Source organism: Ferdinandcohnia sp. FSL W7-1320 (assembly GCF_038050315.1).
Taxonomy (GTDB): domain Bacteria; phylum Bacillota; class Bacilli; order Bacillales; family Bacillaceae_L; genus Ferdinandcohnia; species Ferdinandcohnia aciditolerans.
The window spans coordinates 129,739-143,726 of sequence record NZ_JBBPAM010000001.1; the positions used below are offsets into that span (position 1 = coordinate 129,739).

Below are 13,988 nucleotides of genomic sequence, written 5' to 3' on the forward strand. Positions count from 1 at the left end.
AGGGAGGTAGGCCCCTTGCTAGATGTTAATAATTTTGAATACATGAGCATTGGCCTCGCTTCTCCAGATAAGATCCGTTCATGGTCTTTCGGTGAAGTGAAGAAGCCAGAAACAATTAACTATCGTACATTAAAACCAGAAAAAGATGGGTTATTCTGTGAACGAATCTTTGGACCACAAAAGGACTGGGAATGTCACTGTGGTAAATATAAACGCGTTCGCTACAAAGGTGTAGTCTGTGATCGTTGCGGCGTAGAAGTTACTCGTGCAAAAGTTCGTCGTGAACGCATGGGGCATATCGAACTTGCAGCACCAGTATCACATATTTGGTATTTTAAAGGAATTCCAAGCCGAATGGGACTTGTCTTAGATATGTCCCCTCGAGCTCTTGAAGAAGTAATCTACTTTGCTTCATACGTTGTAACAGAAACTGGAGATACTCCTTTAGATAAAAAGCAACTGCTTTCTGAAAAGGAATATCGTGCATACCGTGAAAAATACGGAAACACATTCCATGCTGCAATGGGAGCTGAAGCAATTAAAAAACTTCTTCTTGATATCGATTTAGAAAAAGAAGTAGATGGTTTAAAAGAAGAGTTGAAAACCTCTCAAGGACAAAGAAGAACTCGTGCAATTAAACGACTTGAGGTATTAGAGGCATTCCGTAACTCAGGCAATGAGCCTTCATGGATGATTCTTGATGTACTACCGGTTATTCCTCCTGAACTTCGACCAATGGTTCAGCTAGATGGTGGTCGTTTTGCAACTTCAGATTTAAACGACTTATACCGTCGTGTAATTAACCGTAACAATCGCTTAAAGCGTCTATTAGACTTAGGCGCACCAAGCATCATTGTTCAGAACGAAAAGCGTATGCTTCAAGAAGCGGTTGATGCACTGATTGATAACGGACGTCGTGGCAGACCTGTAACAGGTCCTGGTAACCGTCCATTAAAATCACTTTCACATATGTTGAAAGGTAAGCAAGGCCGTTTCCGTCAAAACCTTTTAGGTAAGCGTGTTGACTATTCTGGTCGTTCCGTAATTGTTGTAGGTCCGAACCTTAAAATGTATCAATGTGGACTACCAAAAGAGATGGCGTTAGAACTATTCAAACCATTTGTGATGAAAGAACTAGTTGAAAAAGGGCTTGCTCATAACATTAAGAGTGCGAAAAGAAAGATTGAACGTGTGCAACCAGAGGTATGGGATGTGCTTGAGTCAGTAATTAAGGAGCATCCGGTTCTCTTAAACCGTGCCCCTACATTGCACCGTTTAGGTATTCAAGCATTCGAACCTACATTAGTTGAAGGACGCGCAATCCGTCTTCACCCACTCGTATGTACTGCGTATAATGCAGACTTTGATGGTGACCAAATGGCGGTTCACGTACCACTTTCTTCAGAGGCGCAAGCTGAAGCAAGATTATTAATGTTGGCAGCACAAAACATTCTAAATCCGAAAGACGGAAAGCCAGTAGTTACACCATCGCAGGATATGGTATTAGGTAACTATTACTTAACTATGGAGCGTCCCGGCGCAGTAGGTGAAGGAATGGTATTCAAGGATACGAATGAAGCTATTCTTGCTTATCAGAATGGGTATGTGCATCTTCATACAAGAGTTGCGGTTCATGCTAGTTCCTTAAAGAACCCAACATTTACAGAAGAACAGAATAACATGTTGCTAATGACAACAGTAGGTAAGTTGATTTTTAATGAGATTTTACCAAAGTCATTCCCGTATATTAACGAACCTACAAAAACAAACCTTGAAGTGAAAACACCTGAAAAATATTTTGTTCCTAAAGGTGCGAATGTTAAAGAACTAATTCAAAATCTAGAACAGATAGATCCATTCAAGAAGAAAATACTCGGTAATATTATTGCTGAAATCTTTAAACGTTTTAAAATTACTGAAACCTCTAAAATGCTTGATCGCATGAAAGATCTTGGATTTAAGTATTCAACAAAAGCTGGAATCACTGTTGGTGTAGCAGACATTGTTGTATTAGCTGAAAAAGAAGAGATTTTAGCGACGGCACAATCAAAGGTTGATAACGTACTAAAACAATTTAGACGTGGTTTAATTACAGAAGATGAGCGTTATGACCGAGTTATCTCAATCTGGAGTGCGGCAAAAGATACAATTCAAGGTAAGCTAATGGCTTCACTTGATAAGCGCAACCCAATCTTCATGATGAGTGATTCCGGTGCCCGTGGTAACGCATCTAACTTTACACAGTTAGCTGGTATGCGTGGACTTATGGCGAACCCGGCTGGTCGTATCATTGAACTTCCGATTAAATCTAGTTTCCGTGAAGGTCTAACGGTACTAGAGTACTTTATTTCTACGCATGGTGCTCGTAAAGGTCTTGCAGATACTGCCCTTAAGACCGCTGACTCTGGTTACCTAACAAGACGTCTAGTAGACGTAGCACAAGATGTAATTGTACGTGAGGACGACTGTGGTACAGATCGTGGCTTACTTGTGAGCTCTTTAAAAGAGGGAACTGAAATTATCGAACCTCTAGAAGAGCGTCTCAATGGCCGTTATGCAAGAAAGAAAGTTGTTCATCCTGAAACAAATGAAGTGTTAGTAGCGGAAAACGAACTAATTACAGAAGATATCGCAAAAATAATTGTTGATGCTGGTGTTGAAGAAGTTACGATTCGCTCTGCGTTCACATGTAACACACGCCACGGCGTATGTAAAAAATGTTATGGCCGTAACCTAGCAACTGGATCAGAGGTTGAAGTTGGTGAGGCAGTTGGTATCATTGCAGCACAATCAATCGGTGAACCGGGAACACAGCTTACAATGCGTACATTCCATACCGGTGGGGTTGCAGGAGACGATATAACTCAAGGTTTACCTCGTATTCAAGAACTATTTGAAGCGAGAAATCCAAAAGGTCAAGCTGTTATCACAGAAATCAACGGTATTGTTACCGCGATTAATGAAATAAAAGACAGACAGCAAGAAGTTGTAATCCAAGGTGACGTAGAATCTCGTTCTTACACCGCACCATATGGCGCTCGTTTGAAGGTCGCTGAAGGTCAACAAGTTGAAAGTGGTCAGGTGTTAACGGAAGGTTCTGTTGATCCGAAAGAATTATTAAAGGTTACTAATACAACTGCTGTTCAGGAATACCTCTTAAAAGAAGTTCAAAAAGTATATCGTATGCAGGGTGTTGAAATTGGTGACAAGCACGTCGAAGTGATGGTAAGACAAATGCTTCGTAAGGTTAGGGTTACTGATGCAGGCGAGACAGATGTATTACCAGGTTCATTACTTGATATACATCAGTTCACGGATGCCAACACTAAGGTATTACTTGAAGGTAAAGCTCCTGCTACTGGTAGACCGGTACTTCTAGGTATTACTAAAGCTTCACTTGAAACTGATTCGTTCCTTTCTGCTGCGTCATTCCAAGAGACAACTCGTGTCCTAACTGATGCTGCAATTAAAGGAAAACGTGATGAGTTACTAGGACTAAAAGAGAATGTAATTATTGGTAAACTTGTTCCTGCAGGTACTGGTATGAATCGTTATCGACGAGCAGAACCGGTAGTTGTAGAGCAAGAAGAAGACACTGTTGGTGTTGAATAAAGGTTAGAAGAGCATATCTAAGATCACGGATGTCTACTACAAGCCCAAATAATTTTATTTACTTGTAGTTGACATCCCTCTCTTAGGGTGTTAATATATCTAAGGTGCTCCTTAAAACCTGTTACTTTGGAGGATATTTTAGATGTCTTATGAAAAAGTATCACAGGCAAAGAAGATTATTATAGGTACTAAGCAGGCAGTAAAAGCAATCCAAGCTGATATGGTAACAGAGATTGTTGTAGCAGAGGATGCTGATCGGCGTGTGATCAATAAAGTATTACAATTAGCCGAAGCACAACAAATTCCGATATCAAAGGTAGACTCGATGAAGAGGCTAGGAAAAGCATGTGGAATCGAGGTAGGAGCTTCTACTGTTGCGATAATTAATTAAAAACTGTTTTTGTGGAGGAATGAATCTACAAGAACTTTGTTTTTTGTAAAAAAATGAACCACCTGGATATGTGGTCTTGATGAAAGAAGAAGGGAGGAAACAAATAATGCCTACAATTAACCAATTAATTCGTAAGGGTCGCGAAAGCAAAGTTCAAAAATCCGACTCTCCAGCATTAAATAAAGGTTACAACAGCTTCAAAAAGTCACAAACTAATGCAACTTCACCTCAAAAGCGTGGTGTTTGTACACGTGTTGGTACTATGACTCCTAAGAAGCCAAACTCAGCACTTCGTAAGTATGCTCGTGTACGTTTAACGAACGGAATTGAGGTTACTGCTTACATCCCAGGAATTGGTCACAACTTACAAGAGCACAGTGTTGTACTAATTCGTGGTGGACGTGTTAAGGACTTACCAGGGGTACGTTATCACATCGTTCGTGGTGCACTTGACACTGCTGGTGTTAATAACCGTATGCAAGGTCGTTCTAAATATGGTACTAAGAGACCAAAAGCAGCTAAGAAATAATAGACTAACATATTTAAGATTGAAAGGAGGAAATATTAATGCCTCGTAAAGGACCTGTTACTAAAAGAGATGTATTACCAGATCCAATTTATAATTCTAAGCTTGTAACTCGCTTAATCAACAAAATGATGGTTGATGGAAAAAGAGGTAAATCACAAGCGATTTTATATAATGCGTTTGAACTAGTTCAACAACGTTCAGGTAAAGATGCTATGGAAGTGTTTGAACAAGCACTTAAAAACATCATGCCTGTACTAGAAGTAAGAGCACGTCGTGTAGGTGGTGCAAACTATCAAGTTCCTGTTGAAGTTCGCCCTGACCGTCGTACTACTCTAGGTTTACGTTGGTTAGTAAACTACGCTCGTCTTCGTGGAGAAAAAACAATGGAAGAGCGTTTAGCTAACGAAATTCTTGATGCAGCTAACAACTCTGGTGCATCAGTTAAGAAACGTGAAGATACTCACAAAATGGCAGAAGCAAATAAAGCATTTGCTCACTACCGTTGGTAATAATTTGATTCAGCTTTTGCTGGATTAAATTATAACTACGATAAAGGCCTTTAAATTAAACAGCTCTGTTAAGTAGATTAACAGAGCCATTCTTACAATAAAAAAATCATACTTAAACATTAGGAAGGAGAAAGACCCAAATGGCAAGAGAGTTCTCCTTAGAAAAGACTCGTAATATTGGTATCATGGCTCACATTGATGCTGGTAAAACAACAACAACTGAGCGTATCCTTTATTATACTGGTAAAATTCATAAAATCGGTGAAACACATGAAGGTGCTTCACAAATGGACTGGATGGAGCAAGAACAAGAACGTGGTATTACGATTACTTCTGCAGCAACTACTGCACAATGGAAGAATCACCGCGTTAACATCATCGACACACCAGGACACGTAGACTTCACAGTTGAGGTTGAACGTTCACTTCGTGTACTTGATGGTGCTGTAACAGTTCTTGATGCACAATCAGGAGTTGAGCCTCAAACTGAAACTGTTTGGAGACAAGCTACAACTTATGGTGTTCCACGTATTGTATTCGTAAACAAAATGGACAAGATTGGTGCTGACTTCTTATACTCTGTTAGCACATTGCATGATCGCCTTCAAGCGAATGCACATCCAATCCAATTACCAATTGGTGCAGAAGATCAATTCAGAGGTATCATTGACCTTGTTGAAATGAATGCAACATTTTATGGTAATGACCTAGGTACTGATATCGAAGTAGGTGAAATTCCTGAAGAATATCAAGACCAAGCAAACGAATATCGCGAAAAGCTTGTAGAAGCAGTTGCGGAATTAGATGAAGATTTGATGGAAAGATACCTTGGTGGAGAAGAAATCTCTAACGAGGAATTACGTGCAGCTATTCGTACAGCTACACTTAAGGTAGAATTCTACCCGGTAACATGTGGTACTGCGTTCAAGAACAAAGGTGTTCAAAAAGTACTTGATGCGGTTATCGATTACCTACCTGCTCCAACAGATGTTGCATCTATCCAAGGTCACCTGCCAGATACAGGTGAAGAAGTTGAACGTCATTCAGACGACAGTGAGCCATTCTCAGCTCTTGCGTTTAAAGTAATGACTGACCCATTTGTTGGTAAATTAACATTCTTCCGTGTATATTCAGGTACATTAAATTCTGGATCATATGTACAAAACTCAACTAAAGGCAAGCGTGAGCGTATCGGTCGTATCCTTCAAATGCATGCGAATAGCCGTCAGGAAATTTCAACTGTTTTTGCAGGGGATATTGCTGCAGCTGTAGGATTAAAAGATACTACAACTGGTGATACATTATGTGATGAGAAAGATTTAGTAATTCTTGAATCTATGACTTTCCCAGAACCAGTTATTCAACTTTCAGTTGAGCCAAAATCAAAAGCTGACCAAGATAAAATGTCTACAGCTTTACAAAAACTTCAAGAAGAAGATCCAACATTTAGAGCACATACTGATCAAGAAACAGGTCAAACGATCATCGCAGGTATGGGTGAGTTACACTTAGACATCCTAGTAGATCGTATGAAGCGTGAATTCAAAGTAGAAGCTAATGTTGGTGCTCCACAAGTTGCTTACCGTGAAACTTTCCGTCAATCTGCACAGGTTGAAGGTAAATTCGCTCGTCAATCTGGTGGACGCGGACAATACGGACACGTTTGGATCGAGTTCTCACCGAACGAAGAAGGTAAAGGTTTTGAATTTGAAAACGCAATTGTTGGTGGGGTAGTTCCACGTGAATATATTCCTGCTGTACAAGCTGGTCTTGAAGACGCTCTTGATAGAGGGGTTTTAGCCGGTTATCCATTAGTTGATATTAAAGCTAAACTTTATGATGGTTCATACCATGATGTTGACTCAAGTGAAATGGCGTTTAAAATTGCCGCTTCAATGGCACTTAAGAACGCTGCATCAAAATGTCAGCCTGTAATTCTTGAACCTGTTATGAGGGTTGAAGTTGTTATTCCTGAGGAATACATGGGAGACATTATGGGTGGTATCACATCTCGTCGTGGACGTGTTGAAGGTATGGAAGCACGCGGTAATGCGCAAGTAGTACGTGCGATGGTTCCACTATCTGAAATGTTTGGTTATGCTACTTCTTTACGTTCAAACACACAAGGTCGTGGGGTATTCACAATGCACTTCGATCATTATGAAGAAGTACCAAAATCAATTTCTGAAGAAATTATCAAAAAAAATAAAGGTGAATAATTGATTTTCGCCTTTACATCAAGTATAACTACTTATGTAGGCCTCGAAAGTGGGACAAACTCACTTTCGGGATATCATACTTAATATAAAAATAACTAATACTTAAGGAGGCTTTTCAAATGGGAAAAGAGAAATTTGACCGTTCGAAACCACATGCTAATATTGGTACAATTGGACACGTTGACCATGGTAAAACAACTTTAACAGCAGCTATTACAGCTGTTCTTGCTAAAAGAAGCGGTAAAGGTACTGCAATGGCTTATGATCAAATCGATGGTGCTCCAGAAGAGCGTGAGCGTGGAATCACAATCTCAACTGCACACGTTGAGTATGAAACTGACAACCGTCACTATGCACACGTTGACTGCCCAGGACACGCTGACTATGTTAAGAACATGATCACTGGTGCTGCTCAAATGGACGGCGGTATCCTAGTTGTTTCTGCAGCTGACGGCCCAATGCCACAAACTCGTGAACACATCCTTCTTTCTCGTCAAGTAGGTGTACCTTACCTTGTTGTATTCATGAACAAATGTGACATGGTAGACGACGAAGAATTATTAGAATTAGTAGAAATGGAAGTACGTGACCTTCTTTCTGAATATGAATTCCCTGGTGACGACATTCCTGTAATCAAAGGTTCTGCTCTTAAAGCTCTTGAAGGAGAAGCTGAGTGGGAAGAAAAAATTATCGAATTAATGGCAGCTGTTGACGAGTATGTTCCAACTCCAACTCGTGACACTGAAAAGCCATTCATGATGCCAGTTGAGGATGTATTCTCAATCACTGGTCGTGGTACAGTTGCTACAGGTCGTGTTGAGCGTGGACAAGTTAAAGTTGGTGACGTAGTAGAAATCATCGGTTTAACTGAAGAACCAAAATCAACAACTGTAACAGGTGTTGAAATGTTCCGTAAGCTTCTTGATTATGCTGAAGCTGGTGACAACATCGGTGCACTACTTCGTGGTGTTGCTCGTGAAGAAATCCAACGTGGTCAAGTACTTGCTAAGCCAGGTACAATCAAGCCACACACAAAGTTCAAAGCTGAAGTTTACGTATTATCAAAAGAAGAAGGTGGACGTCACACTCCATTCTTCTCAAACTACCGTCCTCAGTTCTACTTCCGTACAACTGATGTAACTGGAATTTGTAATCTTCCAGAAGGTGTAGAAATGGTAATGCCTGGCGACAACATCGAAATGACTGTTGAACTAATCGCTCCAGTTGCGATCGAAGAAGGAACTAAGTTCTCTATTCGTGAAGGTGGACGTACAGTAGGCGCTGGCGTTGTTGCTTCAATCCAAGAGTAATAATTCCAATATGTTTAGAAAACAGGCGGATGATTCCGCCTGTTTTTTTGTGAAATATATTCTATATATAATAGAAGAAACTCACAGCAGATTAGTTTCCAAAATCTAACGTAAAAATATATTGGGACTTTTGTTGAAATGTATACTGATGGTGTGTATAATTGAAAAAGTGCGAAAGACATGCATAAAACAAAGATTTATGTTGCATTTCGTATTTGGTTTCTGTATAATAGTCAATGTTGGTCTTTGACTGCGATGATGTGGAAGGTTGCTGATACACCCGGCCGCTTTGCCATGGCGAGTGTAAGGAAATTTCCACGGAGAAGGTCTATTTTAAAAGTAGGCGATAAAGGAGGGAAAATAATGGCAAAACAAAAAATTCGTATTCGTTTAAAAGCTTATGATCACAGAATTCTTGATCAATCTGCAGAAAAAATCGTAGAAACAGCAAAACGTTCTGGAGCAGCTGTATCTGGTCCAATACCACTTCCAACTGAGAAGTCTGTTTATACGATTCTTCGTGCTGTTCACAAGTATAAAGATTCTCGTGAACAATTCGAAATGCGTACACATAAACGCTTAATCGACATCGTTAACCCAACACCACAAACTGTTGATTCATTAATGCGTTTGGATTTACCATCTGGTGTTGACATTGAAATTAAACTTTAATTTTAAACTGAAATAAATTGTAAATATATTAGGAGGTGTGACTAATGACCAAAGGAATCTTAGGAAGAAAAATTGGTATGACTCAAGTATTTGTAGGTAACGGTGAGCTTATCCCTGTAACTGTAATCGAAGCTTCTCCGAACGTAGTTCTTCAAAAGAAATCAGTTGAAACTGATGGATATGAAGCTGTTCAAATCGGTTTTGATGATAAGAGAGAAAAGCTTTCAAACAAACCTGAAAAGGGTCATGCTGCAAAAGCAAATACTGCACCTAAGCGCTTCGTACGTGAATTACGTGGAGTTAACTTAGATGAGTTTGAAGTTGGTCAGGAAGTCAAAGTTGATATCTTCGCAGAGGGAGATATTGTAGATGTAACAGGAATTTCAAAAGGTAAAGGATTCCAAGGTGCGATCAAGCGCCACGGACAATCTCGCGGACCTATGAGTCACGGTTCACGTTATCACCGTCGTCCTGGTTCAATGGGACCTGTAGCTCCAAACCGTGTATTCAAAAACAAACTTCTACCTGGTCGTATGGGTGGGGACCGTATCACAGTACAAAACTTAGAGATCGTGAAAGTAGATACAGAACGTAATCTTCTTCTAGTAAAAGGTAATGTACCTGGTGCGAGAAAATCAGTTATTACAGTAAAAAGTGCTGTAAAAGTAAAATAATTTACTAGGAAAGGAGGACATTTGAATGCCTAAAGTATCATTGTATAACCAATCCGGTTCAGCTGTAGGAGAAATCGAATTAAACGATTCTGTATTCGGTGTTGAACCAAATAAACAAGTATTATTCGATGCAGTAATTATGCAAAGAGCTTCCTTACGTCAAGGAACTCACAAAACAAAAATCCGTTCTGAAGTAGCTGGCGGAGGACGTAAACCATGGCGTCAAAAGGGTACTGGTCGTGCTCGTCAAGGTTCTATTCGTTCACCACAATGGCGTGGCGGTGGAACAGTATTTGGTCCAACTCCAAGAAGCTATAGCTACAAATTACCTAAAAAAGTACGCCGTTTAGCGATCAAATCAGCATTATCTACTAAGGTGTTAGAGGAAAACATTCTAGTATTAGACAATCTAGTATTAGAAACTCCTAAAACAAAAGAAATGGTTGCGGTACTGAAAGGATTAAACGTTGATCGTAAAGCGTTAATCGTAACTGCAGATGCAAACGAAGCAGTAGAACTTTCAGCACGTAACATTCCTGGAGTAACAGTTGTTGTTGCAAATGGAGTAAATGTTCTTGATGTTCTTAACCATGATAAGCTTGTGATTACTAAAGCTGCGGTGGAAAAAGTAGAGGAGGTGCTCGCATAATGAAAGATCCTCGTGATATTATTAAGAGCCCTGTTATTACTGAACGTTCATCAGACCTTATGGCTGAAAAAAAATACACATTTGATGTTGACGTGAAAGCTAATAAAACCGAAGTTAAAGATGCTATTGAGCAAATTTTCGGTGTGACAGTTGAAAAAGTAAACATCATGAACTACAAAGGTAAGTTCAAGCGTGTAGGACGTTACAGTGGATATACAAATCGTCGCAGAAAAGCAATCGTTAAGTTAACTGCAGATAGCAAAGAAATCGAATTCTTTGAAGTTTAATTTTATAGAGAAGGAGGGAAATAGAGATGGCGATTAAAAAATATAAACCAACCTCTAACGGTCGTCGTGGTATGACAACATTAGACTTCGCTGAAATCACTACTGACAGACCAGAGAAATCATTACTTGCGCCTTTACACAAAAAAGGTGGACGTAATAACCAAGGTAAAATCACAGTACGTCATCAAGCTGGCGGACATAAGCGTCAATATCGTGTAATTGACTTTAAACGCGATAAAGATGGTATACCAGGACGCGTTGTTACGATCGAATATGATCCAAACCGTTCAGCAAATATTGCTTTAATTAACTATGCAGATGGAGAAAAACGTTACATTCTTGCTCCTAAAAACCTAAAAGTAGGTATGGAGGTAGTGTCAGGATCAGACGCTGACATCAAAGTAGGTAATGCACTTCCATTAGTTAACATTCCAGTAGGTACAGTAATCCACAACATCGAATTAAAGCCTGGTAAAGGTGGACAATTAGTTCGTTCAGCTGGAACTTCTGCACAAGTACTTGGTAAAGAAGGTAAATATGTTCTAGTTCGTTTGAATTCAGGTGAAGTTCGCATGATTCTAGCTACTTGCCGCGCGACAGTAGGTCAAGTTGGTAACGAACAACATGAACTAGTTAACATTGGTAAAGCAGGTCGTTCACGCTGGTTAGGTAAACGCCCAACAGTTCGTGGATCTGTTATGAACCCTAACGATCACCCACACGGTGGTGGTGAAGGTAAAGCACCAATCGGACGTAAGTCACCTATGACTCCATGGGGTAAACCAACTCTTGGATTCAAGACTCGTAAGAAGAAAAACAAATCAGATAAATTTATCGTACGTCGTCGTAAAAAATAACGGGATTGTGCTACGGTTCATCGGAACCGTAGGTCAATCACGAAGGGAGGTTCACTTATGGGACGCAGTTTGAAAAAAGGACCTTTTGTAGATGACCACTTAATGAAAAAGGTTGAAAATCAAAATGGATCTGAGAAGAAACAAGTTATTAAAACTTGGTCACGTCGTTCAACGATTTTCCCTCAATTCATCGGTCATACAATTGCGGTATATGATGGTCGTAAACATGTACCAGTCTATGTTACTGAAGATATGGTAGGTCATAAACTTGGTGAATTCGCACCAACTCGTACTTACAAAGGCCACGCAAGTGACGATAAGAAAACAAGACGTTAATGAGAGGAGGATTATCTATGCAAGCTAAAGCTGTTGCGAGAACAGTTCGTATTGCTCCTCGTAAAGTTCGTTTAGTAGCAGATTTAATTCGAGGCAAGCAAGTAGGTGAAGCAATCGCGATCCTACGACACACACCAAAGGCTGCTTCTCCTGTTGTAGAAAAGGTATTAAATTCTGCGATTGCGAATGCAGAGCATAACTACGAAATGGATGCTAATAACTTAGTTATTACTGAAGCATATGTAAATGAAGGTCCAACATTAAAAAGATTCCGTCCAAGAGCTATGGGACGTGCTAGTCAGATCAATAAGCGCACTAGCCACATTACAATCGTGGTATCAGAAAAGAAGGAGGGATAAGTAGTGGGTCAAAAAGTTAATCCAGTCGGACTGCGTGTCGGCATCATTCGTGATTGGGAGTCAAAATGGTACGCAGGTAAAGACTATGCAGATTTATTACATGAAGACCTTAAAGTTCGCGAATATATCGCAAAACGTTTAAGTGATGCTTCTGTATCAAAAATTGAGATCGAACGTGCAGCTAATCGTATTAACGTTACTGTCCATACTGCAAAACCAGGTATGGTTATTGGTAAAGGTGGTACTGAAGTTGAAGCACTTCGTAAAGCATTAAACCAATTAACTGGCAAGAGAGTACACATCAACATCCTTGAAATCAAAAAAGCTGATGTTGACGCAACTCTAGTAGCTGAAAATATTGCTCGTCAATTAGAAAATCGTGTTTCATTCCGTCGTGCACAAAAGCAAGCTATCCAACGTGCTATGCGTGCTGGTGCTCAAGGTATCAAGACACAAACTTCAGGTCGTTTAGGCGGAGCTGATATCGCTCGTGCAGAACACTACAGTGAAGGTACAGTTCCACTTCATACACTTCGTGCAGATATCGACTATGGTACTGCTGAAGCTGATACAACTTATGGAAAGATCGGCGTAAAAGTATGGATCTATCGTGGAGAAGTCCTTCCTACTAAGAAGAAGACTGTGGAAGGAGGAAAATAATATGTTATTACCAAAACGTGTTAAATACCGCAGAGAACACCGTGGAAAGATGCGTGGTCAAGCAAAAGGTGGTACTGAAGTACATTTCGGAGAATACGGTTTACAAGCTCAAGAAGCATCTTGGATTACAAACCGTCAAATCGAAGCTGCTCGTATCGCGATGACACGTTATATGAAACGTGGCGGTAAAGTTTGGATTAAAATTTTCCCATCAAAACCATATACAGCAAAACCTCTAGAAGTACGTATGGGTTCCGGTAAAGGTGCTCCTGAAGGATGGGTAGCTGTTGTTAAACCTGGTAAAGTTATGTTTGAAATTGCTGGTGTATCTGAAGAGATCGCTCGTGAAGCTCTACGCCTAGCATCTCATAAGCTACCAGTTAAAACTAAGTTCGTAAAACGTGAAGAAATTGGTGGTGAATCAAATGAAAGCTAATGAAATCCGTGACCTTACCACTGCCGAAATAGAACAAAAAGTAAAATCATTAAAAGAAGAGTTATTTAACCTTCGCTTTCAATTAGCTACTGGCCAACTTGAGAATACTGCACGTATTCGTGAAGTACGTAAATCAATCGCTCGTATGAAGACAGTAGTCCGCGAAAGAGAAATCGGTCGTAAATAATCGATAACCAGGAAGGAGGTCTACGATAGTGAGTGAACGTAACCAACGTAAAGTCTACACTGGACGTGTTGTATCTGACAAAATGGATAAAACAGTAACTGTTCTAGTAGAAACCTATAAGAAACATTCTCTTTACGGTAAACGCGTAAAGTATTCTAAAAAATTCAAAGCACATGATGAAAACAATGTTGCGAAAATCGGCGACATCGTTAGAATTATGGAGACTCGCCCATTATCTGCTACAAAACGCTTCCGTCTTGTTGAAGTAGTAGAAAAAGCAGTTATTATCTAAATATATATT

Annotated in this window: 17 protein-coding genes; all 17 read left to right on the top strand. The window is 39.9% G+C overall.

The window, feature by feature from the left end; genetic code table 11:
* Nucleotides 1-15 precede the first annotated feature (15 nt).
* The 17 genes from rpoC to rpsQ all read left to right on the top strand — a co-directional run bounded on the left by rpoC (nt 16) and on the right by rpsQ (nt 13,979).
* Nucleotides 16-3,612, top strand: coding sequence for a DNA-directed RNA polymerase subunit beta' (gene rpoC / locus NST91_RS00655; protein WP_341329617.1), 3,597 nt, complete (start codon nt 16-18; stop codon nt 3,610-3,612).
* A gap of 142 nt (nt 3,613-3,754) precedes the next feature.
* Nucleotides 3,755-4,003: a 50S ribosomal protein L7ae-like protein gene (locus NST91_RS00660; RefSeq protein WP_121448801.1), complete on the top strand. Its 249-nt coding sequence runs from the start codon at nt 3,755-3,757 to the stop codon at nt 4,001-4,003.
* A 106-nt stretch (nt 4,004-4,109) separates the two neighbouring features.
* Nucleotides 4,110-4,532, top strand: coding sequence for a 30S ribosomal protein S12 (gene rpsL, locus NST91_RS00665; protein WP_099352736.1), 423 nt, complete (start codon nt 4,110-4,112; stop codon nt 4,530-4,532).
* A 38-nt stretch (nt 4,533-4,570) separates the two neighbouring features.
* Complete coding sequence (rpsG, locus tag NST91_RS00670) at nt 4,571-5,041, top strand: 30S ribosomal protein S7 (protein WP_121448800.1); 471 nt, start codon at nt 4,571-4,573, stop codon at nt 5,039-5,041.
* A gap of 140 nt (nt 5,042-5,181) precedes the next feature.
* Complete coding sequence (gene fusA / locus NST91_RS00675) at nt 5,182-7,260, top strand: elongation factor G (RefSeq protein WP_341329618.1); 2,079 nt, start codon at nt 5,182-5,184, stop codon at nt 7,258-7,260.
* A 119-nt stretch (nt 7,261-7,379) separates the two neighbouring features.
* The gene (gene tuf / locus NST91_RS00680; RefSeq protein ID WP_341329619.1) at nt 7,380-8,570 is read left to right on the top strand and encodes an elongation factor Tu; all 1,191 of its coding nucleotides are present in this window, start codon (nt 7,380-7,382) and stop codon (nt 8,568-8,570) included.
* A 363-nt stretch (nt 8,571-8,933) separates the two neighbouring features.
* Complete coding sequence (gene rpsJ / locus NST91_RS00685; RefSeq protein ID WP_003354783.1) at nt 8,934-9,242, top strand: 30S ribosomal protein S10; 309 nt, start codon at nt 8,934-8,936, stop codon at nt 9,240-9,242.
* Nucleotides 9,243-9,286: 44 nt separating this feature from the next.
* Complete coding sequence (gene rplC, locus NST91_RS00690; protein ID WP_121448797.1) at nt 9,287-9,916, top strand: 50S ribosomal protein L3; 630 nt, start codon at nt 9,287-9,289, stop codon at nt 9,914-9,916.
* A gap of 25 nt (nt 9,917-9,941) precedes the next feature.
* Nucleotides 9,942-10,565 (top strand): 50S ribosomal protein L4, encoded by a 624-nt coding sequence (rplD, locus tag NST91_RS00695; RefSeq protein ID WP_121448796.1) that lies wholly within the window; start codon nt 9,942-9,944, stop codon nt 10,563-10,565.
* Nucleotides 10,565-10,852, top strand: a complete 288-nt coding sequence (gene rplW, locus NST91_RS00700) for a 50S ribosomal protein L23 (RefSeq protein WP_099352742.1) — start codon at nt 10,565-10,567, stop codon at nt 10,850-10,852. Before rplD ends, rplW begins: the two co-directional genes overlap by 1 nt.
* Before the next feature lie 26 nt (nt 10,853-10,878).
* A complete protein-coding gene (gene rplB, locus NST91_RS00705; RefSeq protein ID WP_341329620.1) occupies nt 10,879-11,709 on the top strand; it encodes a 50S ribosomal protein L2 in 831 nt (276 codons plus the stop codon).
* A gap of 57 nt (nt 11,710-11,766) precedes the next feature.
* Nucleotides 11,767-12,045 (top strand): 30S ribosomal protein S19, encoded by a 279-nt coding sequence (rpsS, locus tag NST91_RS00710; RefSeq protein ID WP_121448794.1) that lies wholly within the window; start codon nt 11,767-11,769, stop codon nt 12,043-12,045.
* Nucleotides 12,046-12,062: 17 nt separating this feature from the next.
* Entirely contained in the window at nt 12,063-12,404 is a 342-nt protein-coding gene (rplV, locus tag NST91_RS00715) for a 50S ribosomal protein L22 (RefSeq protein WP_010285059.1), read from the top strand.
* Nucleotides 12,405-12,407: 3 nt separating this feature from the next.
* Nucleotides 12,408-13,064 (top strand): 30S ribosomal protein S3, encoded by a 657-nt coding sequence (gene rpsC, locus NST91_RS00720; protein WP_121448793.1) that lies wholly within the window; start codon nt 12,408-12,410, stop codon nt 13,062-13,064.
* 1 nt (nt 13,065) lies between these two features.
* Nucleotides 13,066-13,500, top strand: coding sequence for a 50S ribosomal protein L16 (gene rplP, locus NST91_RS00725; protein ID WP_010285062.1), 435 nt, complete (start codon nt 13,066-13,068; stop codon nt 13,498-13,500).
* Nucleotides 13,490-13,687, top strand: coding sequence for a 50S ribosomal protein L29 (gene rpmC, locus NST91_RS00730; RefSeq protein ID WP_010285065.1), 198 nt, complete (start codon nt 13,490-13,492; stop codon nt 13,685-13,687). Before rplP ends, rpmC begins: the two co-directional genes overlap by 11 nt.
* 28 nt (nt 13,688-13,715) lie before the next feature.
* A complete protein-coding gene (gene rpsQ / locus NST91_RS00735; RefSeq protein WP_341329621.1) occupies nt 13,716-13,979 on the top strand; it encodes a 30S ribosomal protein S17 in 264 nt (87 codons plus the stop codon).
* Nucleotides 13,980-13,988 lie beyond the last annotated feature (9 nt).